The 23,403-nt window shown below is 75.0% G+C and carries 20 protein-coding genes; 1 reads left to right on the forward strand and 19 read right to left on the reverse strand.

The annotated features are described in order from the left end of the window. Positions 1–25: 25 nt before the first annotated feature. Genes ACL02T_RS11320 through ACL02T_RS11340 form a run of 5 tightly spaced genes read right to left on the reverse strand, consistent with a single transcriptional unit; the run spans position 26 to position 4,929 of the window. Positions 26–769, reverse strand: coding sequence for a hypothetical protein (locus ACL02T_RS11320; RefSeq protein WP_412830608.1), 744 nt, complete (start codon positions 767–769; stop codon positions 26–28). Then, positions 762–1,646, reverse strand: coding sequence for an RluA family pseudouridine synthase (locus ACL02T_RS11325; protein ID WP_412830810.1), 885 nt, complete (start codon positions 1,644–1,646; stop codon positions 762–764). The genes ACL02T_RS11320 and ACL02T_RS11325 overlap by 8 nt, the downstream gene beginning before the upstream one ends. A gap of 37 nt (positions 1,647–1,683) precedes the next feature. Next, on the reverse strand, positions 1,684–2,241 hold the full coding sequence (lspA, locus tag ACL02T_RS11330; protein WP_412830609.1) for a signal peptidase II: 558 nt from the start codon (positions 2,239–2,241) through the stop codon (positions 1,684–1,686). Between the two features lie 8 nt (positions 2,242–2,249). Continuing rightward, complete coding sequence (locus tag ACL02T_RS11335) at positions 2,250–3,755, reverse strand: potassium/proton antiporter (protein ID WP_412830610.1); 1,506 nt, start codon at positions 3,753–3,755, stop codon at positions 2,250–2,252. Between the two features lie 55 nt (positions 3,756–3,810). Further along, positions 3,811–4,929 (reverse strand): acyltransferase family protein, encoded by a 1,119-nt coding sequence (locus tag ACL02T_RS11340; RefSeq protein ID WP_412830611.1) that lies wholly within the window; start codon positions 4,927–4,929, stop codon positions 3,811–3,813. 65 nt (positions 4,930–4,994) lie between these two features. On the opposite strand from ACL02T_RS11340, the gene ACL02T_RS11345 reads away from it, so the two are divergent. Then, positions 4,995–5,720 (forward strand): CPBP family intramembrane glutamic endopeptidase, encoded by a 726-nt coding sequence (locus tag ACL02T_RS11345; protein WP_412830612.1) that lies wholly within the window; start codon positions 4,995–4,997, stop codon positions 5,718–5,720. Between the two features lie 4 nt (positions 5,721–5,724). Here ACL02T_RS11345 and ACL02T_RS11350 read toward each other — a convergent pair whose 3' ends face one another. From ACL02T_RS11350 to murD, 14 genes are all read right to left on the reverse strand, one after another. Then, complete coding sequence (locus ACL02T_RS11350; RefSeq protein WP_412830613.1) at positions 5,725–6,483, reverse strand: class I SAM-dependent methyltransferase; 759 nt, start codon at positions 6,481–6,483, stop codon at positions 5,725–5,727. A 66-nt stretch (positions 6,484–6,549) separates the two neighbouring features. Continuing rightward, positions 6,550–9,702 (reverse strand): isoleucine--tRNA ligase, encoded by a 3,153-nt coding sequence (gene ileS / locus ACL02T_RS11355; protein WP_412830614.1) that lies wholly within the window; start codon positions 9,700–9,702, stop codon positions 6,550–6,552. A 328-nt stretch (positions 9,703–10,030) separates the two neighbouring features. Next, entirely contained in the window at positions 10,031–11,548 is a 1,518-nt protein-coding gene (locus ACL02T_RS11360) for a hypothetical protein (protein ID WP_412830615.1), read from the reverse strand. Positions 11,549–11,626: 78 nt separating this feature from the next. Continuing rightward, positions 11,627–12,499 carry a DivIVA-like cell division protein Wag31 gene (gene wag31, locus ACL02T_RS11365; RefSeq protein WP_412830616.1) on the reverse strand — a complete coding sequence of 291 codons (873 nt, stop codon included), beginning with the start codon at positions 12,497–12,499 and terminating at the stop codon, positions 11,627–11,629. Between the two features lie 53 nt (positions 12,500–12,552). Next, entirely contained in the window at positions 12,553–12,846 is a 294-nt protein-coding gene (locus tag ACL02T_RS11370; protein ID WP_412830617.1) for a YggT family protein, read from the reverse strand. Between the two features lie 3 nt (positions 12,847–12,849). Continuing rightward, positions 12,850–13,590 (reverse strand): cell division protein SepF, encoded by a 741-nt coding sequence (locus ACL02T_RS11375; protein WP_412830618.1) that lies wholly within the window; start codon positions 13,588–13,590, stop codon positions 12,850–12,852. A gap of 56 nt (positions 13,591–13,646) precedes the next feature. Continuing rightward, positions 13,647–14,390, reverse strand: coding sequence for a YggS family pyridoxal phosphate-dependent enzyme (locus tag ACL02T_RS11380; protein WP_412830619.1), 744 nt, complete (start codon positions 14,388–14,390; stop codon positions 13,647–13,649). A gap of 125 nt (positions 14,391–14,515) precedes the next feature. Beyond that, positions 14,516–15,250 carry a peptidoglycan editing factor PgeF gene (pgeF, locus tag ACL02T_RS11385; RefSeq protein ID WP_412830620.1) on the reverse strand — a complete coding sequence of 245 codons (735 nt, stop codon included), beginning with the start codon at positions 15,248–15,250 and terminating at the stop codon, positions 14,516–14,518. Positions 15,251–15,352: 102 nt separating this feature from the next. Next, on the reverse strand, positions 15,353–16,717 hold the full coding sequence (gene ftsZ, locus ACL02T_RS11390) for a cell division protein FtsZ (protein WP_412830621.1): 1,365 nt from the start codon (positions 16,715–16,717) through the stop codon (positions 15,353–15,355). Between the two features lie 243 nt (positions 16,718–16,960). After that, the gene (locus ACL02T_RS11395) at positions 16,961–17,989 is read right to left on the reverse strand and encodes a cell division protein FtsQ/DivIB (RefSeq protein WP_412830622.1); all 1,029 of its coding nucleotides are present in this window, start codon (positions 17,987–17,989) and stop codon (positions 16,961–16,963) included. Continuing rightward, a complete protein-coding gene (gene murC, locus ACL02T_RS11400) occupies positions 17,986–19,413 on the reverse strand; it encodes a UDP-N-acetylmuramate--L-alanine ligase (protein WP_412830623.1) in 1,428 nt (475 codons plus the stop codon). The genes ACL02T_RS11395 and murC overlap by 4 nt, the downstream gene beginning before the upstream one ends. Continuing rightward, positions 19,410–20,519, reverse strand: coding sequence for an undecaprenyldiphospho-muramoylpentapeptide beta-N-acetylglucosaminyltransferase (murG, locus tag ACL02T_RS11405; RefSeq protein WP_412830624.1), 1,110 nt, complete (start codon positions 20,517–20,519; stop codon positions 19,410–19,412). Before murG ends, murC begins: the two co-directional genes overlap by 4 nt. A gap of 62 nt (positions 20,520–20,581) precedes the next feature. Next, the gene (ftsW, locus tag ACL02T_RS11410; RefSeq protein ID WP_412830625.1) at positions 20,582–21,913 is read right to left on the reverse strand and encodes a putative lipid II flippase FtsW; all 1,332 of its coding nucleotides are present in this window, start codon (positions 21,911–21,913) and stop codon (positions 20,582–20,584) included. Then, positions 21,910–23,403, reverse strand: a complete 1,494-nt coding sequence (murD, locus tag ACL02T_RS11415) for a UDP-N-acetylmuramoyl-L-alanine--D-glutamate ligase (RefSeq protein ID WP_412830626.1) — start codon at positions 23,401–23,403, stop codon at positions 21,910–21,912. The genes ftsW and murD overlap by 4 nt, the downstream gene beginning before the upstream one ends.

Raw genomic sequence — 23,403 nt, forward strand, 5'->3', positions numbered from 1 at the left:
CCTCACCGGGCCGGGACCGCCACCCTCAGGGAGAGGGGAGGGGGCCGTCGTCCGGGAGGGGGGTGGCGGCGGTGGTCTGCCCCGGCAGCAGCGGCGAGAGCGCGAGCTCGGGGGCCGTGACCCCCGCGGGGGCCGCCTCCACCGCCCGCACCCCGGGCGCCGCGGCCATCGCATCGAGCCCGGCGCGGTCGGCCTCCACCACCAGCGCCACCACGCAGGCGCACGGCCCGGCGTAGGCCGTCGCCTCCGCCCGCGCGACCGCGGCAGGACGGCCGGTGAGCCGGGAGGCGTCGGCGGTCGCGGCGTAGCCGGCCCGCTGCCGTGCGGTGTCCAGTGCCGCGGCGACCGGGGCGCCGGCGGGCAGGGTCTCGAAGCGCAGGGCGGTCTGCACCCGCGGGATCGGCACCCGGAACACGACCTCGGCGACCGGTGCGGACCCGGTCAGCCCGGCCGCGGCCGCCGTCGTGATCTCGCGGTCGAGCTGGACCAGCGCCAGTGCGCGCTCGCCCGGACCCGGCAGGGTGGCGGGCAGCCGGGCGAGGTAGTCCGCCACGTCCTCGCCCGCATCGGGCCCGAGCCGGACCTGTCCCGGGGCCGCCGCGGGCCCGCGCCCCGCGGACAGCGACCGCGACTGGGCCGTCGCGTAGCCCACCGCGACCAGCACCGCGAGCACGCACGTCACGATCAGCCACCGACGCCCACGACGGGTGAGCAGGCCGCCCCCGTCGTCGGGGCGGTCGACGTCCTCGGGGCGGCCGGGTTCAGTCACGCAGCTGCTCGAGGGCCCGGGCGAGATCGGGCGGGTACTCGCTGGTGAACTCGACCCACCGCCCGTCGGCCGGGTGCTCGAAGCCCAGCGACCGGGCGTGCAGCCACTGCCGCCGCAGGCCCAGGCGCGTGGCCAGCGTGGGGTCGGCGCCGTAGGTGAGGTCACCGACGCAGGGGTGCCGCAGCGCGGAGAAGTGCACCCGGATCTGGTGCGTACGCCCCGTCTCGAGGTGGACGTCGAGCAGCGACGCCGCACGGAACGCCTCGATAGTGTCGTAGTGCGTGACGCTGGGCTTGCCGCCGGCCACCACCGCGAACTTGTAGTCGTGCCTGGGGTGCCGGTCGATCGGCGCGTCGACGGTCCCGCTGCTCGGGTCGGGGTGTCCCTGGACGATCGCGTGGTAACGCTTGTCGACCGTGCGCTCCTTGAACGCCCGCTTGAGCACGGAGTAGGCGTGCTCGGACTTGGCGACGACCATCACCCCGGTCGTGCCGACGTCGAGGCGGTGCACCACCCCCTGCCGCTCGGCCGCCCCGGAGGTCGACACCCGCACGCCGAGCGCGGCCAGCCCGCCGATCACGGTGGGCCCGGTCCAGCCCGGGCTGGGGTGCGCGGCGACCCCCACGGGCTTGTCGACGACGACGACGTCCTCGTCCTCGTGGAGCACGGTCATCCCGCCGACCAGCTCCGGCGGTGCGGTGATCGCCGCGGGGGCCTCCGGCTCGGGCAGCTCGACCTCGAGCCAGCCGCCGGCGGTGAGCCGGTCCGACTTGCCGGCGGCGCGCCCGTCGAGCGCGATCATCCCGTCCTCGGCGAGGGTCGCGACGACGGTCCGGGACAGGCCCAGCAGCCTGGCCAGGCCGGCGTCGACCCGCATGCCGTCGAGCCCGTCGGGGACCGGGAGCCGGCGGACGTCACTCACCGGCGGTCTCCCGCTCCGGGGCGTTCGCCCGGGTCCCGTCGAGCTCACGGCCGGTGAGCGCGAGCAGGACCAGCAGGATCCCGCCGCACACGATGGCGGAGTCGGCCAGGTTGAACACCGGGAAGAACGAGCCGTCCGGCTCGACCACGGAGATGATGTCGACGACGTGGCCCTGCAGCGGCCCGGGCGCCCGGAAGACCCGGTCGACGAGGTTGCCCAGGGCGCCGCCGAGGACGAGCCCGAGCGCGATCGCCCAGCCCACCGACCGCAGCTTCCGGGAGATCCGGACGATCACCACGACCACGCCGAGGGCGATGATCGACAGCACCCAGGTGTAGCCGGTCGCCATGGAGAACGCGGCACCCGGGTTGCGGACCAGGACCAGGTTGACCAACCCGCCGAGCAGCCGCACCGGCGGACCGTCCGCCAGCGTGGCGACCGCGACGACCTTGGTCAGGATGTCCAGCAGCAGCACGACGGGGGCCACGAGCGCGAGCACCCACACCCGGCGCGGCGGGAGGGATGCGGGTCCGGTGGGCTCGTCGGTCACGTCCTCGATTATGCGGGCCTCCCGGGCCCGTCCGGACGGGGCCCGGGATCGGAGTCGCGCCAGCGCACCAGCGCGCCACCCCGGTCGACGGCGCGCAGCCGCTCCTCGGCGCGCTCGCGGACCTCGGCGGTGGTCACCACGAGCAGCTGGTCGTGCTCGCGCAGCCGGGTCTGCCCGTGGGGGGTGAAGGCCTTGTCGCCGCGCACCACGAGGCTGACCGTGGCACCGACCGGGAGCCGCAGTTCGCGCAGGTAGACCCCGCGCAGCTTCGAGCCCGGCGGGATCCGTACCTGGAGCAGGTCGGCGTTCAGCTCGTCGAGCGGTGCGGCGTCGACCTCGACGTCCCTGGCCTCGGCCCCGCGCACGACCCGCAGCCGCCGCGCCACCCACGGCAGGGTCGTGCCCTGCAGCAGCGTGAGGATCACCACGAGCACGAACACGACGTCGACCAGCCGGTCCGCACCCGGGGCCCCCTCGATCAGCGCGATCAGCGCGAGCACGATCGGCACCGCCCCGCGCAGCCCCGACCAGGACAGGAACGCCTGCTCCCGCCACGGCATCCGGAACGGCAGCGCGGCCGCGACGACCGACACGGGCCGGGCGACGACGAGCAGCACGCCGGCGGCGATCACCGCCGGGAGCACGGCGTCGACCAGCCGGGCGGGACTGGCGTACAGCCCGAGGAGCACGAAGAGCCCGATCTGGGCCAGCCAGCCGGTGCCCTCCGCGAAGGACAGCACGCCCCCGCGGTGCGGCAGCCGCGAGTTCCCCAGGACCAGCGCGCAGGCGTAGGTCGCGAGCAGACCGGAGGCGTGGGCGAACTGCCCGCTCGCGAAGGCGAGGACGCACACGGCCAGCGCGGCGAGCGGGTAGAGGCCGGTGGCCGGCAGGGCGGCGCGGCGCAGCGCCCAGCCGCCGGCGAAGCCGAGACCGAGCCCGATCAGCGCCCCGGCGACCAGCTCGTAGACGACGAGGAACGGGGTCGTCCAGGTCAGTGGGTCGGCCGAGGCCAGGAGGAGGACGGCGAGCACCACCGGGGCGTCGTTCATGCCGGACTCGAGCTCCAGCGCGCCGGCCAGCCGCGGGGAGACCCCGACCCCGCGCAGCACGCTGAACACGGCGGCGGCGTCGGTCGAGGACAGGACCGCACCCCAGAGGAAGGCGACCCGCCAGTCCAGCCCCAGCACGTAGTGCAGGGCGGTACCCGTGACGGCGATGCTGACGACGACGGCGATCGTCGAGAGCGCGATCCCGATCCCCAACGACGGCCGCACCGCCTGCCAGCGGGTGGTCAGGCCGCCCTCGACCAGGATGAGCACCAGCGCGGCGATGCCGAGGTTCTCCGTGAGCTCCGCGTTGGAGAACTCCACGCCGAGGACCGCCTCGCCCAGCAGGATCCCGATCCCGAGGTAGAGCAGCAGCGAGGGCAGCCCGAGCCGGACGGACACGCGCACGGCGAGCACGCCGAGGAGCAGGACGGCGGCGACGACGCCGAGCAGGACCTCCAGACTCATCGCCCACCCCCGGCTCGTGCGCCGATCACCCTATCGGCGCAGGGTCGCCCGTTCCTCAGGCGGGTGCCGGGACCGTCGGGCGACGGTGGCCGAAGCGACCGAAGAGCCAGATCACGGGCAGGGTGCAGACCAGCGAGACGGCGACCTGGAGCGGCCGTTCCAGCCACCAGACCAGGTCGGGGACCTCGCGCTCCCCCAGCCGGCCTGCCCACGCGTAGGTCACCCCGCGGCCGATCGCCATGCCCGTGGTGTGCAAGAGGAAGACGGGCATCGCGAAGCGGTTGACGATCTCGACGACCCGCCGGGGCCGGGGCCGCTCCAGCCGGCGTTCGACCGCGGGGCGGACCATCTCCGCGACGCCCACCTGGAAGGCCAGCAGCGCGACGATGCAGAGGGTGGGCGGCGCCATGTTCGACGTCGGCTCCCCCGGCACCCCGACCATCGAGCCCGGGTAGAGACCCGAGAAGACCAGGCCGACCAGGCCGAACAGCCCGGCCCACAGCAGCGCCGCGTCGACCTGCCGCGGGGCCCGCACGAGGTCCTCGTAGAAGAAGCCGCTCATGAACGCGAGGCCCCAGACGAGGACGAGGTTGAGATAGGCCGGCTCGGCGAACCCGGCGCGGAACCGCAGGATGTCGACGATCACCACGAGGCCGACCACCCACACCACCGCGACCACGCCGAACCGGCGCAGCAGCCCGAACCAGACCGGGATCAGGGCGATGAGCAGCAGGTACACGCCGATGAACCACAGCGGGCTGATCACCAGCAGCACCGCCCGCAGCAGCCAGTGCAGGTCGAACGCCGCGGACAGCCCGAGACCCAGCCCGAGCCACACCGTGCCGAGCACCAGCGCCGGCACGGCCAGTTTGCGCAGGTTGCGCCACACGAAGTGGCCGAGGTGCTCGCCGCGGGCCCGCGCCCGGTGCCAGGCCAGCAGGTGGACGTACCCGCCGACGAAGAAGAACAGCGGCAGCACCTGGAACAACCAGGTCAGCACCCACAGCCCGGAGAAGAAGCCGATCGGGTTGGTGGCCGTCGGGCCGTCCGGGCCCCACACGAGGATCGTGAAGGCCCAGTGCCACAGCACCACGACGAGGATCGAGAAGGCGCGCAGGAAGTCGACGTACGCGTTGCGTGCGGCGCCGGTCGCGACCGCACCGGTCTCGCCCATGCCCGCTCCTCGTCCGTGCCGGGGCCACGGGTGCACGTCGTGCGACCCTCGCGCAGGATGGTGGCATGCCGCCGCCCGCCGGGACGATCACCCAGTCCCGGCCGCGGCGTGTCCTCCCCCGATGGGCCGGCCTGGTCGCCGCCGTTGCGCTGCTCGTGGCCACCAACGTGCTGGTCGGCCTCGTGTGGCCGGCCTGGGCGGTGCCGTGGAAGGTCGCGGTCACGGCGCTGCTGCTGGTCCTGGCCCGCGCCTGCGGCCTGGGCCGGGACGACCTGGGGCTGGGCCGGCGCTTCCTCGGCCGCGGGCTGGTCTACGGCGGGATCGCCGTCGTGATCATCGGCGTGGTGTACCTGGTGGGGATCGCCCTGCCGGCGACCCGCCCGGCCTTCGAGGACACCCGCGCCGCGGGGAGCGCGGGCGTGCTGCTCTACGCCGCCCTGGTCCGCATCCCGTTCGGCACGGTGCTGCTGGAGGAGGTCGCCTTCCGCTCCGTGCTGCCGGGGCTCGTCGGCGGCGGCTGGTGGCGGCGCACGCTGGTCGCATCGGCGTTGTTCGGGCTGTGGCACGTCGTGCCCTCCCTGGGCCTGAGCAGCGCGAACGCCGCCGTCGGGGCGACGCTCGGGGACTGGGGCGACGTCGGGCGGGCGGCGCTGGCGGTCGTGTCGACCTTCGCGGCCGGCATCCTGTTGTGCGCGTGGCGGCGCTGGGGCGGGCACCTCGTCACCCCGATGCTGGCGCACCTGGCCACGAACTCGCTGGGCGTGGTGTTCGCCTGGTTCCTGATCTCCTGAGCCCTCAGGGTCGCCAGACCAGGGTGGCCGCGGTGCGGGGGCGCGGCGGGATGTCCTCGAGGGCCGCGGCGACCTCCGGTTCGTGCTCCGGCGCCAGGCACAGCCGCCGGGTGACCCAGGCCGCCGAGCGTGGCGCGGGCCGCTCCCGCTCCCACCGGGTGACCTCCGGCTCGAGGCCCTGCTCGCGCACCACGGCGACGGCGTCGTCGACCGTCGCGGGTTCGGGCCGGTCCAGGTCGTGGAAGCGCCGCCAGAGCGGGTCGAGCCAGGCCATCGGGTGCTCGGACAGCATCTCGACGACGACCCCGCGCCCGGCCGCCGCGGTCAGCGCGGCGAGGAAGGGCGGCAGGTCCACGACGTTGTGCAGCACGTGGTGCGACACGACGACGTCCGCGGTGCCGGCCTCGTCCGCCACCTCCGGCCAGGTGCCCAGGACCGTCCGGGCGGGCACCCCGCGCACGTCGGCGCCGGCCTCGAACAGCTCGAGCATGTCCTGCTGGCTGTCCACGCCGGTGGCCCGGGTCAGGGGACCGACCAGGGCGAACGCGGCGTCGCCACCACCGCAGCCGACGTCGGTGACCGTGCCCGACGTGCCGAGCAGGGCCAGGCCCGCGGCGCGCGACGGCGTGTCCTCGGGGACGTCGGGCGCGGTGAAGTCGGCCGGGTCGTGCCCCCACGGGCTCACCGGCGCCCGCGCCAGGATCTCGGCCGGGATGCCCCGCCCGGACTGCAGCTGCGCCCACCGCTCGGCAGCACTCCCCACGGTGGTCACCCTAACGACCCCTGTGAGTGGCGCCAGTCGCTCTAGCGACTAGCGCCACTCACGAGGTCAGTTCTTGGTGACGGCCACCCGGACCTCGGCGCTCCTCCCCGACGGGTCGGAGACGCCGCCGGTACCGGTCGGCTCGGTGAGCGCGGCGTACGACACGCTCGTCGCCAGGACCTCGCCGGCCACGAAGGCCTCGTGGGCCCGGACGGCGTCGAGAACCGGCTCCGGCGCGTCGAGGGTCAGGGCGATCCGGTCCGAGACCTCGAGGCCGGCGTCGCGGCGGGCCTGCTGGACCGCGCGCACGACATCGCGCGCCGTGCCCTCGGCCGCCAGCTCCGGTGTGACGTCGGTGTCCAGCACGACGAGCCCCGTGTTGCCCGGGAGAGCGCTGGTCGAGGCCGGGTCCGCGGCCTGCAGCCGCTCGGCGAACTCGCCCTCCAGCAGCTCGATGCCGCCGGCCGTGACCGTCCCCGAGGCGGTCGACGTCCAGTTCCCCGCCTTGACCGCCTTGATCACCTTCTGGGTGTCACCACCCAGCCGGGGACCGCAGGCGCGGGCGTTGACCGTCAGCTCGAAGCGGCCGTAGGTCGCGACGTCCGTGGTCAGCACGACCTCCTTGACGTTCACCTCGTCCCGCAGGACGTCGGCGAACGGCGCGAGGGTCTCCGCGTCCGCGGCCGCGACGGTCATCGACGCCAGCGGCAGCCGGACACGCAGCCGGCGCGCCTTCCGCAGGGACAGCCCCGCGGAGGCCACCTGCCGGACCCGGTCCATGGCGGCGACCAGGGCGTCGTCGTGCGGGAGCTCGTCCGCCGACGGCCAGTCGGCCAGGTGCACCGAGCGGCCGCCGGTGAGCCCCTGCCACAGCTGCTCCATGGTGAGCGGCAACAGCGGCGCGGCGACCCGCGCGGTCACCTCCAGCACGGTGTGCAGGGTGTCGACGGCCTCCCGGTCGCCCTCCCAGAACCGGTCCCGGGAGCGTCGGACGTACCAGTTCGTGAGCACCTCGGCGTGATCGCGGACCTGCTCGCAGGCCCCCGCGATGTCGTAGGCGTCCATCGCGGCGGTGACGCCGTCGACCAGCGCCGCCGTCTTGGCCAGCACGTACCGGTCCAGCACGTTCGTGCTGGAGGTCGACGTCCTCCCGGTCACCCCGGCCGCCCCGGCGTAGAGCGACAGGAAGTACCAGGTGTTCCACAGCGGCAGGATCGCCTGCCGGACGCCCTCGCGGATGCCCTGCTCGGTGACGACCAGGTTCCCGCCGCGCAGGATCGGGCTCGCCATGAGGAACCACCGCATGGCGTCCGACCCGTCGCGGTCGAAGACCTCGTTGACGTCCGGGTAGTTGCGCAGCGACTTCGACATCTTCGCGCCGTCGTCGCCCAGCACGATCCCGTGCGCCACGCAGCTCTCGAACGCCGGCCGGTCGAACAGCGCCGTGGCCAGCACGTGCAGCGTGTAGAACCAGCCGCGGGTCTGGCCGTTGTACTCGACGATGAAGTCGCCCGGGTAGTGGTGCTCGAACCAGTCCGCGTTCTCGAACGGGTAGTGCACCTGCGCGAACGGCATCGAGCCGGACTCGAACCAGCAGTCCAGCACCTCCGGCACCCGGCGCATGGTCGACTTCCCCGTGGGGTCGTCGGGGTTCGGGCGGGTCAGCTCGTCGACGAAGGGCCGGTGCAGGTCCGTCGGCCGGACGCCGAAGTCCCGCTCGATCTCGTCGAGCGAGCCGTAGACGTCCGTGCGTGGGTAGCGCGGGTCGTCCGACTGCCACACCGGGATCGGGCTGCCCCAGAAGCGGTTGCGGGAGATGCCCCAGTCCCGGGCACCCTCGAGCCACCTGCCGAACTGGCCGTCCCGGATGTTGCCGGGCACCCAGTTGATCTGCCCGTTGAGTTCGACCATCCGCTCCCGGAACGCCGTGACCTGCACGAACCACGAGTCCACCGCCCGCTGGATCAGCGCGTTGCCGCAGCGCCAGCAGTGCGGGTACGGGTGGTCGTACGTCTCGTGCCGCAGCAGGACGCCCGTGACGTACGGCGCCGTGCCGGCCTTGAGGTCCCGGATGATGTTCGGGTTGGCGTCGAACACCTGCTGGCCGGCGTACGGCGGCACCTCCACGGTGAACTCGCCGCGCGGGTCGACCGGCACGACGGCCTCGATCCCCGCCGCGTCGGTGACGGCCTTGTCCTCCTCACCGAACGCGGGCGCGATGTGCACGAGCCCGGTGCCGTCCTCGGTGGTGACGTAGTCCGCCTCCAGCACCCGGTGCGCGTTCGCCCGGCCGACGAAGAAGTCGAACGGCGGGGTGTAGGACAGACCGAGCAGCTCGCGACCGGTGAAGGTCCGCAGGACCTCCGGCTCCTCCCCCAGCTCACGGGCGTAGGCACCCACCCGGGCGGACGCCAGGACGTACTTCTCCCCGTCGGCGCGCAGCAGCGAGTACTCGACCTCGGGGTTCACCGCGACGGCGAGGTTCGACGGCAGGGTCCAGGGCGTGGTCGTCCAGACCAGGGCCAGGGCGTCGTCCAGCTCCGGGTCGTCGCTCACCAGCCGCAGGCCGACGGTGACGGCCGGGTCCTGGCGGTCCCGGTAGACGTCGTCCATCTTGGTCTCGGAGTTCGACAGCGGGGTCTCGCAGCGCCAGCAGTACCAGAGCACCCGGAACCCGGAGTAGACGAGCCCCTTGTCCCACAGCGTCTTGAAGGCCCACATGACGCTTTCCATGTAGTCCAGGTCGAGCGTCTTGTAGTCGTGGTCGAAGTCGACCCAACGGGCCTGGCGGGTCACGTAGTCGCGCCACTCGCCGGTGTAGCGGAGCACGGAGGTGCGGCACGCCTCGTTGAACTCGGCGATGCCCATGCTCTCGATCTCGGACTTGTGGGTGATCCCGAGCTGGCGCTCCGCCTCGACCTCGGCGGGCAGGCCGTGGGTGTCCCAGCCGAACCGGCGCTCGACGTGCTTGCCCCGCATGGTCTGGTACCGGGGCACGACGTCCTTCACGTACCCGGTCAGCAGGTGCCCGTAGTGCGGGAGGCCGTTGGCGAAGGGCGGGCCGTCGTAGAAGACGAACTCGTTGCTGCCGTTGTCACCGGCGGGGCGGGCCTCGACGGAGGCGACGAACGTGTCGTCGGCCTCCCAGTACTTGAGGACCTCGCGCTCGAGCTGCGGGAACGCGGGATGCGCGGGAACCGGCGGGTAGCTCTCGCTCATGGCGGTCGGTGCTCCTCGTGCAGTGTGTGTCCGGTCTGCACGGGGACGACTCACGCCGCGGTACCACCCCGCTTGCCCCGCTCGCGCGGGACCGCTCGTTCGACGGCTGTGACGGGCCGAACCCGTCCGGTTCTACTCCCGGCGCTGCCCCTTCCGACCCCAGCGCCGGTTTCTTCCGGAGGCTCCCCGGTGATGGCCGGATCGGTGCCTGTGTCCGGCAAGGGTAACGCGCCCCGGCGAACGCTTGTTCCGGGAGGTGCACGAGCGCACGGCACTCTCGCTCGGTGCGGGCGAGCGAGAGCGCCGTTCGTGCAGGTCGAGGGGTACGTCAGCGCGCGGCGGCCCGGTGCCGGTCCGCCATGGTGCGATCCGGGGCGCACCACCCGCACGGGGTGAAGCCCAGCTCCACGGCCTCCTTGGCCGGCAGCGGGATCACCGGGCGGCCGGGCAGCGACCGGCAACCCGCCAGGTGGTACCGCGGCTGCTCGTCGACCACGACGACCTCGTCGTCGAGTTCGGCGACCAGCGCGGCGACCGTCGCGTCCCGGGGCTCCTCCGGCGGCTCGCCGTGCGGACCAGGGGGCGGCATCGACCCCGGCGGCGGACCGCCGGCGGACTGCTGACCGGACTGCTCCTGGGGCCGGCCCGCCTGGTCCTGCTCCCCCTGGGCAACCGGGACGCCCGGCTGCTCCGGTGCCGACCGGACCTGCTGCTCCGCCTGTGCGGTGGATCCGGTGTGGGCCGGGGTGGCCACGGTGGGCCCGTCGATCTGCGCGCCGGGGGCGGAAGCCGCGCCGGATCCGGGGGCGCCGGTGGCTGCGTCCGGGGTGGGCGCACCCTCGGCCCCGCCCGCCGCACCGGCCGGCGCGAGCGGTTCGCCGGCGGCACCGGCGGCGGACGCACCACCGGTCGCGGCACCGGAACCCGCGGCCGGGCCGGCTGCCGCCGTGCCACCCGCCCGACCGGGCTCCGAAGCCAGGTCCGCCTCCGGGGCGCGGGGGGCCGCCGGCTCCGCACCGGGCTCTGCCGACCGCTCCGGGGTCGAGCCCTCCTCCGGTGTCGGCCCCTCGGGTGTCGGCCCCTCCGGTGTCGGGTCGTCGGCCGTCGGGGGCTCCGTCGCCGGGTGCGGGAGCTTCGTCGCGCCCGACGGCTCCGGCATGGCCGCGACCGACGCCCCCGGCGTGGTCTCGCCGCGGCCCGCGCCCGGCTCCTCGGTCTCGTGCTTCCCGGGCGCCGATCCGGCGAGGCCCGCCGCCGAAGCACCCGCGACGCCCGCCGCGAGTCCCGTCGCGAACCCGCTGCCGGAACGGTCGTCCCCCGACGGAGATCCGCGATGTCCGGCGTCGTCGGAACGCTCCTCGGCACCCGTGACGCTGCGTGACGAAGATTCATTCGACCGAGTGTCGCCCGCCGCAGCGCCGGACGGTCGCTCGGCTGAGCCGGACGGTCCCACGAGAGGCATCACGGACGTGGCCTCCGCGTCCGCACCACCGGAGTCCGACGAGGACCGTCCACGATCCCCCGCCGGCCCGGCCGGGGCCGTGCGCCCGCGTGAGCCGTGCCCGAGAACCGGGATCACCTCGGTGACCGGCTCGATGTCACGCCGGGGAGCCTGCGGCACGCCGGGCGGCGCACCGGGCGTCCTGGCGCCCCCGCCGGCCGCCTGCTGCGGCTCCGCCCCCGCCTTCACGGCAGAGCGGCGTTGCAGCCAGTCGACCAGCAGGGCCACCGCGGCCGCCACGGAGACGGCCACGGAGATCCACGCCCACAGGACGCTGCCGGAGAGCAGGGCCACGACCAGCAGGCCGAAGGCGATCAGGACCAGAACGAGAACCAGCAGCAGCACTGTTCACCCCGTGTACGGCGGGCGGTGGCACGAGGGCCGCACTGCCGCCCGCCAATCGGTCGGACTTCGGCCGGGCCGTCAGCTTCCGGCGTCCGCGCGCTGGCCGTAGCCGGTGGCGGCGTACCCGCCGTTGGCGTTCGACCGGGCGGCGTCCGACGGCGCGGCCGAGCCCCGGCCCTCCAGGTCGCGCAGCTGCGACTCCAGGTAGGTCTTGAGCCGGGTGCGGTACTCGCGCTCGAAGGTCCGCAGCTCGTCGATCTTCTTCTCGAGCACGCCCTTGTCCCGCGTGATCGTGCCGATGATCTCGGTCTGCTTGCGCTCGGCCTCGCTGACCAGCGTCGACGCCTTGTCGCGGGACTGCCGCTCGAGCGTCTCGGCGCGGGTGCGCGCGTCGTTGAGCATCGTCTCGGCGCGGGCACGGGCGTCGTTCACCAGGCCGTCGGACTTGGTCCGGGCCTCGCTGAGCAGCTGCTCCGACTTCGCCCGAGCGTCCGACAGCATCGCGTCGGCCTCGTTCTTGGCCTCGGCGGTCAGCCGGTCGGCCATCTCCTGGGCCAGACCCAGGACCTTGGCGGCCTGGACGTGGTGGTCCCCACCGGTGGCGTCGCCGTCGCCCATCGGGCCCACGGCGCGCTGCGGCTCGACCGGCCGCGGGGGCTGCGGGGCCTCCACGGGGCGGATCTGCTGCGTGGGCGGCGGCCCGGACTGGGCACCCATCCCGCCCTGCTGCGGGCGCGACCGCGCCTCCTCCAGGTCGGCCTCGGCGTTGCCGAGTCGCTGTTCGAGCTGGGAGACCTGCTCGCGCAGGTCCTCGTTCTCCTCGATCAGCCGGGCCAACTCGGCCTCGACCAGGTCGAGGAACGCGTCGACCTCGTCCTCGTTGTACCCCCGCTTACCGATCGGGGGCTTGCTGAACGCGACGTTGTGAACGTCGGCGGGCGTCAGCGGCATCGGATCACCTCATGCAGTCCTCGGCGGCAAACCGGCTGGCGGGTGACTGGGGCTCACGCCACCGCCGGTCTGGCAATGCTCATCAGTATGAACACCACCAGCAGCAGAACCATAATCGAGAGGTCCAGTCCGACGCCCCCGATCCGGACGACGGGGATCACTCTCCGCAACAACTTGACGGGCGGGTCGGTGACGCTGAACACCACCTCGAGAGCCGCGGCCGGACGTCCGGCGGGCACCCACTCGCGCGCGAACGAGTGCACCAGCTCCACCACGATGCGCGCGACGAGCAGGAGCCAGAAGAAGAACAGGATGTAGTAGATGACGAACTGGACGGCGATCGGCACGCCCTAATCCTGACGGAAGAGGCCCCGCTCTGCGAGCCTGCGGGCGTCGTCGGCCGAGACCTCGACGTCGGCCGGCGTCAGGAGGAACACCCGGCTGGTCACCTTGTCGATCGAACCGCGCAGCGCGAACGCCAGACCTGCGGCGAAGTCCACCAGGCGGCGCGCGGCGGCCTCGTCGAGATCGGTCAGGTTGATGATCACCGGCACCCCGTCGCGGTACCGCTCGCCGATCGTGCGGGCCTCGGTGAAGCTGCTCGGCTGCAGGGTGGTGATGCGGGCCAGGGCGGCCGCCCCGCGGTCCCGCTGCTCGGGCACCGCGGACGGCGTGGTGACCGGGGCCGGCGGCTCCGGCGCGGCCCGCAGGACGGCCTCCTCGCGGTCCACGGCCAACGCGCCGCGGGTCGCCGGGGACGCCGCCGGAAGGCCGCTGCCCCCTGCCCCGCCCAGCCCGGCGCCGGCGCGCACGGGCTCCCGCGGGCCACGCGCCGGACGGACGCCCTCGCGCGCCGACCGGCGGTCCCAGTCGTCCTGGGGACGCTCGTCGCGGGCCCGCTCGTAGCCGGAGTAGGCGCTCCGGGGAGCGGGCGCGTCGTCGAAGTGGTCGTCCGGATCCGACCAACGGTCGGCGCGCGCGCTGCGGGACACCCGGCGCGGATCGGCGAAGGCCGTCGGCTCGTCGGCGTAGTCCATCTCCTCGGCGGGCACCATGCCGAAGTAGGCCTTGAGCCGGTACATCGCACTCATCCGAGCTCCCAATCCTCGACGCCCCCGATGCCGGTCCGCCCCCGCGGACCGGGCAGTCACCGGGAGGTTAACGTCCGGTCCCCCACAAGGGCCGTTCCGACACGCGCGACCGTCGAACCGTGACGGATCGCCACCTCCAGGTCCCCACTCATCCCGGCCGACAACACGGTGGCGCCGGGGTGCGAGGACCGCACCCGCCTACCCGCCGCCTCGATGGCGGCAAACGACCTCTCGACGTCGGCACCCAGTGGGGCGACGCTCATGAGTCCGTCGAGGACGAGCCCGGATGCCCCCGCGACCTGGTCCGCGAGCCCGAGCAGGCCGTCGTCGGGCACGCCGCCGCGCTCCGGGTCACCGTCCACGCTGTACTGGACGAGCACCGGCAGCGGCTCGGTCCGGAGTCCCTCGTCGAGTGCGCGGAGCACCGCCTTGTCCAGCGCGGCGGCCAGCCGCGGCGAGTCGACGCTCTCGACCCGGGTCACCCACGGGACCACGGACCGCGCCTTGTTCCGTTGCAGCCCGCCCACGAAGTGCCACCGCACCCGGGCGTCGGGGCGCAGCGCGCGCAGCTCCTCGACCTTGGCCGCGGCCTCCTGCGCCCGGTTCTCGCCGAACGCGGCGAGCCCGAGGTCGACCAGGGCGGCGACGTCGGCCGCGGGGATCGTCTTGGTGACGGCGAGCAGCTCCACCTCGGCCGGGTCCCGCCCCGCGGCGGTGCAGGCCTGCGCGATCCGGGCGCGCACCTCGCCGAGGCGCCGCTCGAGCTCGGCGCGCCGCTCCGGGGAGGCCTCCTGGGTCACCCGGCGAACCTTACGGAACGTGTCCGCCTGGGCCCGCGAGCCGAAGGGGTGGTGTCGCGAGCGTCACGCAACCGTGATGTCTCCCGAACGTCCACCGTGCCGTCCCGAGGGGGCCGACGCAGCGCTCAGGTGCCCGCGTCGAGCCAGACGACGCCGGCGAGGCGCCCCGTGCGCCGGTCCCGGCGGTGGCTGAACAGGGCCGGGTCCTCCACGGTGCAGCGCGGGTCCACGCCGACCTTCGCGATGCCGAGCTCGGCGAGCTGGCGGTACAGGCCCGCGCGGACGTCGACCGAGGGCGCGCCGCGGCGGGTCGTCGCGGCGCTGCCCGGCAGGGCCGCCTCCACCTCCGCCCGCATCGCGGCGGGCACCTCGTAGCAGAGCCCGCAGACCGCCGGGCCGAGCAGCACCTCGATGTCCTCGACGGCGGCGCCCAGCTCCTGCATGGCCGCCACGACCGCCGGCACGACCCCGGCGGCCGCCCCGACCCGCCCGGCGTGCGCGGCGCCGACGACGCCGGCCCTCGGATCCGACAGCAGCACGGGGGTGCAGTCCGCCGCGAGCACCGCCAGCCCGATCCCGGGGACGGCGGTGACGGCGGCGTCGGTCTCCGGGACGTCGGGCGCGCTGCGCCGCGGCGGCTCGGTGACCGTCACGATGCGCGTGCCGTGCACCTGGTTCAGGAACACGGTGCCGCGCAGGCCCAGCTCGCGGGTGAGGCGGTAGCGGTTGGCGTCGACGGCGGCGGGGTCGTCGCCCACGGAGCGGGACAGGTTGAAGCTGTCGAACGGAGCCGCGGACCGGCCCCCGGCCCTGGTGGTCACGACCCTGCGGACCCGTGCGCGCTGCGCCGTCTCACTCACGGGTCGAGCCTAGGGGGCGTCTGGGGCGCGCACGCCGCCGCGCCCTGCCCGGCCGGAGGCGGATTCGCGACAGGGCGACGGCGTCGAGGAGCGGCGCGCGCCTCAGCGGCGCATGAAGGGCGGGACGTCCACGTCGTCGTCGACCTCCGTCGCGGGGGCCTCCGCGCCCGGCGAGGGGTTCGACGCGGTCGACGGGGCGCTCGCGGCGGGCGGCACCTGCTCCTGCGGGGGCTGCGGGTGCGCCGACCCCGGCTCGCCCACCGGTCCGCCCAGCTCGGTCATGGCCGGGTTCTGCCGGGTCTCCGGCTGGCGGGGCGCGGGCGGCGAGTACGGGGCGACCGGCGGCAGGGTGCCGCTCTGGTTGGCCCCGGCCCCGAACGCGGTGGACGAGTGGGTCGGCTGCCCGTTGCCCGGCCCGCCCGGCGGTGGCGCCGACGGCGCCGACGGCGCGGGCGGGGCCGCAGGGGCCGCCGGCTCCGCCGACCGGAAGGCGGAGGGCTCCAGCTTCTTGTGCGTGGGCGTCCCGCCCTCGAACCCGGCTGCTATCACGGTGATGCGCACCTCGTCGCCGAGGGAGTCGTCGATCACCGTGCCGAAGATGATGTTGGCCTCGGGGTGCGCGGCCTCCTGGACCAGCGACGCGGCCTCGTTGATCTCGAAGAGGCCGAGGTCCGAGCCGCCCGCGATCGACAGCAGCACGCCCTGGGCGCCGTCCATCGACGCCTCGAGCAGGGGTGAGTTGATGGCCTTGCCGGCGGCCTGCACCGCCCTTCCCTCGCCGCGTGCTGACCCTATCCCCATCAGGGCGGACCCCGCCCCGGACATCACCGACTTCACGTCGGCGAAGTCGAGGTTGATCAGGCCGGGCGTGGTGATCAGGTTGGTGATGCCCTGGACACCGGAGAGCAGCACCTCGTCGGCGGAGCGGAAGGCGTCCATCAGCGAGACGCCGACGTCGCCGAGCTGCAGCAGCCGGTCGTTGGGGATGACGATGAGGGTGTCGCACTCGTTGCGGAGCTGGGTGATGCCGTCCTCCGCCTGGCCCGCGCGCCGGCGCCCCTCGAAGGTGAACGGGCGGGTGACCACGCCGATGGTGAGTGCACCGAGCTTGCGGGCGATCGACGCGACGACCGGCGCCCCGCCGGTGCCGGTCCCGCCGCCCTCGCCGGCGGTCACGAAGACCATGTCGGCCCCCTTGAGGACCTCCTCGATCTCCTCGCGGTGGTCCTCGGCCGCCTTGCGCCCGACCTCCGGGTTGGCGCCCGCGCCGAGGCCGCGGGTCAGCTCGCGCCCGATGTCGAGCTTCACGTCCGCATCGGACATGAGCAACGCCTGGGCGTCGGTGTTCACCGCGATGAACTCGACGCCCTTGAGGCCGACCTCGATCATGCGGTTGACGGCGTTCACGCCGCCGCCACCGATGCCGACGACCTTGATCACGGCCAGGTAGTTGTGCGGGGGCGTCATGCGCGGCACCTCTCGGTTGCTCGGGTCCGGGTCAGCTCCGTCCAGCAGGTCTGTCCGGGCCGTTCGCGGTCGAACGCTAGGTCCGAGCGGGGGCACGGTCCAGCAGGCGCGCCGCGCGTCGGCAACACCTCGATGGTGTGGCGCCGGACATCCCCGACGTGCTCGTGACCCATCGTTCACCCAGGCTGACCGACGGCGACACAGTGGGTCGGGCGGAGCAGCGCACCCCCGACGACCGGACGGTCAGCGGGTGACGGTCGGCAGCTCGGGACTCGACACGTCGTAGACCGTGCCCTCCTCGGTCAGCAGCGGCACCAGCACGGCGATCTTGCGGTCGACGCGCTCGACGGCGCCGAACTGCACCTGCCGCTCCCCCAGCCCGAGCCGGACGGTGGGCTCGGTGGCCACGTTGTCGACGTCGATCGTGGTGACCTGTGCGCGCAGGTCCGGCGGCAGCGCCGTCAGGACGGCGAGGGCGGCCTTCGTCGACGGGTCGTCCGGCCCGACGGCACCGAAGCCCAGCATGGGCAGTGCGGGCGGCACCTCCGGCGCCGGCCGGTAGGCGACACCGGTCGCGTCGACCAGCGTGACGCCCTGCGGGGTCCGGGCCAGCGCCACCGGCGTCCGCTCGACGACGGTGATCTCCACCGTGTGCGGCCACCCGCGGCTGACCTGCACCGAGCCGACCCCGGGCAACCGGGCGACGCGCCCGGCGACGGCCTTCGTGTCGACCTCGGCGAGCGGAACGCCGGTCTCGACGCCCGCCGCGCCCAGCACCGCCTCCCGGGACACCGTCAGCGCGCCCGTCACCTCGACGCTCTCCACGTCGGCCAGCCCGGACCGGGCGAGCAGCAGCCATGCCCCCGCGCCGAGCCCCGCGAGCAGGAGCAGCACGAGCACGGTCAACGCCACGCGCCGCCGGATCCGGAACCGCCGGTCGGCGGGCCGGGCCGCCTTCAGGACCGCCCTGCGCTCCGCGGTGCGCGCCTTCCGGGCCTTCCGGGTCTTCCGGGCCTTCCGGGCGGCGACCTGGGCCGACCTGCGCGCCCGCCGCTCCTCCACCCGCTGCTGCTGCGGCAGCAGCCGCGACCGCTGCGCCGCCCGCTCCTCGCGGATGCGGCGGGCGCGCTCGGCGGCCGCCGGCCGCGCGGGCAGCCGCTCGGTCACCCGGTCGGCACGGTCGGCACGGTCGGCACGGTCGGCACGGTCGGCACGGTCGGCGGAGCGTTCCGGCGACCGGCGTCCGCGCCGGGTGGAGGGGAGCCGGGTCATGTCGCGGCCCGCTCCAGCTCGAGGAGGATCTCCGGGCCCAGCACGGTGACGTCGCCGGCCCCCATGGTGAGGACCAGGTCGCCGGGCCGGGCCAGGCCGGCGAGCACGCTCGGCACGTCCGCCCACGCCGGGACGAAGTGCACCCGCTCGGCCGGCAGCGGCACCGCGTCGGCCACGAGCGCACCGCTCACCCCGGGCTCGGGGTCCTCGCGCGCACCGTAGACGTCGAGCACCACGACCTCGTCGGCCAGCGCCAGGGAGCGCCCGAAGTCCTCGGCGAAGGTCTGCGTGCGGGAGTAGAGGTGCGGCTGGAACGCCACGATCACCCGGCCGCGCCGCCCGGGTCCTCCCGCCGCGGGCTGCACCTCGCGGGCCGCCCGCAGGGTGGCGGCGACCTCGGTGGGGTGGTGGGCGTAGTCGTCGTACACGGCGACCCCGCCGGCGCGGCCCTTGTACTCGAAGCGGCGCCGGACGCCGTCGAACACGGCGAGCCCCTCGACCAGGCCCGCCATCGGCGCGCCCAGCGCCACCCCGGCCAGCAGCGCGCCGAGGGCGTTGAGCGCCATGTGCTCGCCGGGGACCGCCAGCCGCAGCTCCCGCTCGTCGCCGCGGTGCCGCAACCGGGCGTGGGCGCCGCTGCCCTCGGGCCGGAAGTCGAGCAGGACGGCGTCCTCCGGGCCGGTGGCGGTGCGCCCGTACCGGCGGACCGGCACCCCACGGGACTCGGCGAGGACGGCCAGCCGCTCGGCGCCGTCGTCGTCGGCGCAGGTCACGAGGGTGCCGGCGGGCGCGAGCCGGCCGAGGAACTCCTCGAACACCGCCCGGTAGGCGGCCTCGTCGCCGTGGTGGTCGAGGTGGTCCGGCTCGACGTTGGTGACGACCGCGACGAGCGGGGCGTACGCGGTGAACGAGCCGTCCGACTCGTCCGCCTCGACCACGAACACGTCGCCCTCGCCGTGGTGCGCGCCGGCGCCGGTGACCGTGAGGTCCCCGCCGATGGCGAACGACGGGTCGAGCCCGCAGTGCTGCAGCGCGACGGTGAGCATGGACGACGTGGAGGTCTTGCCGTGCGTGCCCGCGACGGCGGCGACCCGGTAGCCCTGGGTGAGCGCGGCGAGCGCCTGCGCCCGGTGCACGACGGTGAGGCCGCGCTCGCGGGCGCGCGCCAGCTCGGGGTTGGACTCCCGGATCGCGGTCGAGACGACGACCGTCGGCGGCTCGTCGAGCTGTTCGAGGTTCTCCGGGGCGTGCCCGACCGCGATCCGCGCACCCATCGCCCGTAGCGCGAGGACGGTGCGCGAGTCCTTGGCGTCGGACCCCGACACGGCGACGCCGCGGGCCAGCAGGATCCGCGCGACCCCGCTCATGCCCGCCCCGCCGATGCCGATCAGGTGCACGTGGGGACCGAGGATCGGGACGCTCACCGGCGCAGCACCCCGAACACCACCTGGGCCAGGCGCTCGTCGGCGTCGGCGTGACCGGAGGCGCGGGCCGCGGCGCCCATCGCGGCGAGCCGGCCGGGCTCGCGGAACCAGGGGACGAGCTCGGCGAGGACCCGGTCGCCGGTCAGCTCGGCGTCGCCGACGAGCACGCCGCCGCCGGCCTTCACCACCGGCTCGGCGTTGAGCGCCTGCTCGCCGTTGCCGTGGGGCAGCGGCACGTACACCGCCGGCAGCCCGACGGCGGAGACCTCCGCGACCGTCATCGCGCCGGCCCGGCAGAGCACGGCGTCGGCGGCGGCGTAGGCGAGGTGCATGTCGTCGATGTAGGGCAGCGGCACGTACCCGGGCTGGGGCGCGGCGGCCTGCCCGGTGGGACCGTGGGCGTGCAGCACCCCGACGCCCTCGTGCAGCAGCCCCGGCAGGGCCTGCGCCACCGCACCGTTGAGGGTGCGCGCGCCCTGCGAACCGCCGAAGACCAGCAGCACCGGGCCGTTCGGGGGCAGCCGGAACCGGCGGCGGGCCTCGGCGCGCAGCCGGGCCCGGTCCAGCGTGGTGACGGCGTGCCGCAGCGGGATGCCCAGCACCTGCGCGTTGGGCAGCCCGCTGCCGGGCACGGCGGCCACGACGGCGGCGGCGAACCGGGCGCCCACCTTGTTGGCCAGGCCCGCCCGGGCGTTGGCCTCGTGCACCACGATCGGGACGCGGCCGCGGGCGCCGAGATAGGCCGGCAGGGCGACGAACCCGCCGAAGCCCACGACGACGTCGGCCTCCACTTTGGTGAGCACCTCGCGCACCCGGGCCACGGCTCCGTGCACCTTGCCGGGCAGCCGGAGCAGGTCGGCGGTCGGCCTGCGCGGCAGCGGGACCGGCGGGATCAGCTCGAGGGGGTAGCCGCGGGCCGGGATCAACCGGGTGTCCAGGCCCTTCTCCGTGCCCAGGGCCGTGACGGTCGCGTCGGGCCGCAGCCGCTTGACGGCATCGGCGAGGGCGAGCGCCGGCTCGATGTGTCCGGCGGTCCCGCCGCCGGCGACCACCACCGACGGGCCCGGGCCCATCCGCGGCAGGAACTGGGTGCCGTACTCGCTCATCGTCTCCGCTCGAGGGCTCTGCTGGGTTCCGTCACTGGGTCGGGGCCGTCCGTCCGCTCTGCTCAGCGGCGCACCGACCGCGGGGCCGGCGGACGAGGGACGGGGGCCCGGTAGGGCTCCGGCAGCGGGAGCCGCAGGAACGAGGCGATCCGGCCCTGGCCGTCCGACCGCAGCGCCGCCACGGCCTCGGGCTCGTGCCGGGCCGCGTTCGTCAGCATGCCGAACACGAACATGGTCACGACGAGCGAGGTGCCCCCGGAGGAGATGAGCGGCAGCTGGAGCCCGGTGACCGGCAGCAGCCCGACGACGTAGCCGATGTTGATCGCGGCCTGCACCACGAGCCAGGTCGTCGACGCGGCGGTCACCAGCCGCAGCCACGGGTCGGTGCTGCGCTTCGCGATCCGCAGGCCGGTGTAGGCCAGCGTGGCGAACAGCCCGAGGACCGCGAACGCCCCGACCAGGCCCAGCTCCTCACCGATGATCGCGAAGATGAAGTCGTTGTGCGCGTTGGGCAGGTAGTCCCACTTCGCCCGGCCCTGGCCGAGCCCGACGCCGAACAGCCCGCCGTCGGCCAGCGAGTAGAGGGCCTGGGTGGCCTGGTAGGCCGGACCGAGCGGGTCGGCCGTGTCCGACGACAGGAAGGCCGTGATCCGGCTGACCCGGTAGCCGGCGGTCAGGCCGAGGACCACCGCGCCCGCCATCCCGCCCACGGTGATCGCGGCGATCAGCTTCATGGGGGCCCCGCCGAACCACAGCAGCGCGATCATCACGATGCCGAGCGAGATCGTCATGCCCAGGTCCGGCTCGAGGACGAGCAGGGTGAGCAGCAGCAGCGTGACCGGGACCAGCGGGTTGAGCGCGTGCTTCCAGCGGTGCATCACGGTGCGGCGGGCGACGAGCACGTGCGCTCCCCACAGGGTGAGCGCAACCTTGACCCCCTCGGACGGCTGCAGCGAGAAGGAGCCGACGGCGAACCAGGCGCGGGATCCGTTGCGCACCACACCGAGACCGGGGATCAGCACCGCGACCAGCAGCGCGACGCCGACGAGCAGCATCCACGGTGCCAGGGCGCGCATCCGCCTCGGCGGGATCCGCAGCCCGACGTAGAAGAGCACCAGGCCGACCGCACAGAAGCCGAGCTGGTGCACGAACACCGAGTACGAGGAGCCGCCCGCGGAGTACGCCTCCACCGACGACGCCGACAGCACCATCACCAGGCCGAAGATCGTCAGCAGCCCGAAGACCCCCAGCACGAGGTGCAGGGAGGTGAGCGGGCGGCGCAGCCAGGCCTGCAGCGCGCGGACACCGCGGGCGACGGCCGCCCGGGCCGGGGCGACGCGGTCCGGACCGCGGGCCCCGCGGCGGTCCCGCGGGCTCCGGGTGGGGGCGCTCATGCGCCCGGCCCCCCGGCCCCGCCCCTCGTGGTCCCGTCGCCCGTGGTCACGCCGCCGGTCGCGGACGACGGCGGCACCTCCGACGCCAGCGCCGCGACGGCGGCGGCGAACGCCTCCCCGCGCGCGGCGTAGTCCCGGAACTGGTCCATCGAGGCCGCCGCGGGCGCGAGGAGGACGACGTCCCCCGGACGGGCGAGTGCGGCGGCACGGCGGACGGCGGAGGGCATGACCTCATCGTCGCCCTCCGTCACCTCGCGCGCGGGGACCTGGGGCGCGTGTCGCGCGAGTGCGTCGACGATCTCCGCCCGATCGGTGCCGATCACGACGGCCCCGGCCAGCCGGTCCGCGTGCCGGGCCACCAGATCGTCGACGTGCGCGCCCTTGAGCAGCCCGCCCAGGACCCAGACGATCCGCCCCGCGGGCTGGGCGGCGAGCGCGGCGTCGGCCGCGTGCGGGTTGGTCGCCTTGGAGTCGTCGACGTACCGGACGCCCGCGACGGTCCCGACCGGGGCCGACCGGTGCGGCCCGGGCCGGAACGCGGCCAACCCCTCCCGGACGGCCCCGGGCCCGACGCCGTGGGCGCGGGCCAGCGCGGCCGCGGCCAGGGCGTCCGTGAGACCGGGCGGCCCGCCGGGGGTCACGTCGGCGACCCCCGCGAGCACCAGGCCCTCGTCGACGCCGCCGACCCGCGCCGCGGGACCTCCCGACCCGCGCCGCCGGAGCTCCCGACCCGCGGGGAAGGCGCGGTCGACCAGCTGCTCCCCCACGATCCCGAGCTGACCGGGACCGGGCCCGGCCAGGGTCACACCGACCCTCGTCGGGGCCGGGGACTCGCGCAGCAGGCGCGCGGCGATCGCGTCGTCGATCCCGGCGACGGCGACGGACCCGGTCAGGGCGCGGGCCTTGGCGGCGGCGTACGCGTCGAGGCCGCCGTGCCAGTCGAGGTGGTCCTCCGCGACGTTGAGCACCACCCCGGCGGCCGGGACGACCGACGGCGACCAGTGCAGCTGGAAGCTGGACAGCTCCACCGCCAGCACGGCGTGCCCGGCCGCGACCGCGCTGACCACCGGGTAACCGATGTTGCCGCAGGCCACGGCGTCGAGCCCGGCCGCGCGCAGGATCGCACCGAGCATGCCGGTACAGGTGGTCTTCCCGTTCGTCCCGGTGACGACCAACCACACCGGCGGGGTCGCCCGCTCCTCGCCCAGCCGCCAGGCCAGCTCCGGCTCGCCGACGACCTCGATCCCGCGGGCCGCGGCCTCGGCGACGAGCGGGTGGTCGGGGCGCCGGCCCGGGCCGGTGACGACCAGCCCGACCCCGGCAGGCAACCCGGTGACGGCCTCGGCGCCGTCGGGCAGGTCCTCGAGGGCGGCGGCCCGGTCGTCGGACACCAGGGTCCTGGCCCCGGCGGCGACGAGGGCCTCGGCGGCGGCGAGCCCGGAGATCCCCGCGCCCGCGACCAGGACGGTGCGCCCGGCGAACCCGCTCAT

The organism is Pseudonocardia oceanicola (assembly GCF_047200735.1).
Lineage (GTDB): Bacteria > Actinomycetota > Actinomycetes > Mycobacteriales > Pseudonocardiaceae > Pseudonocardia.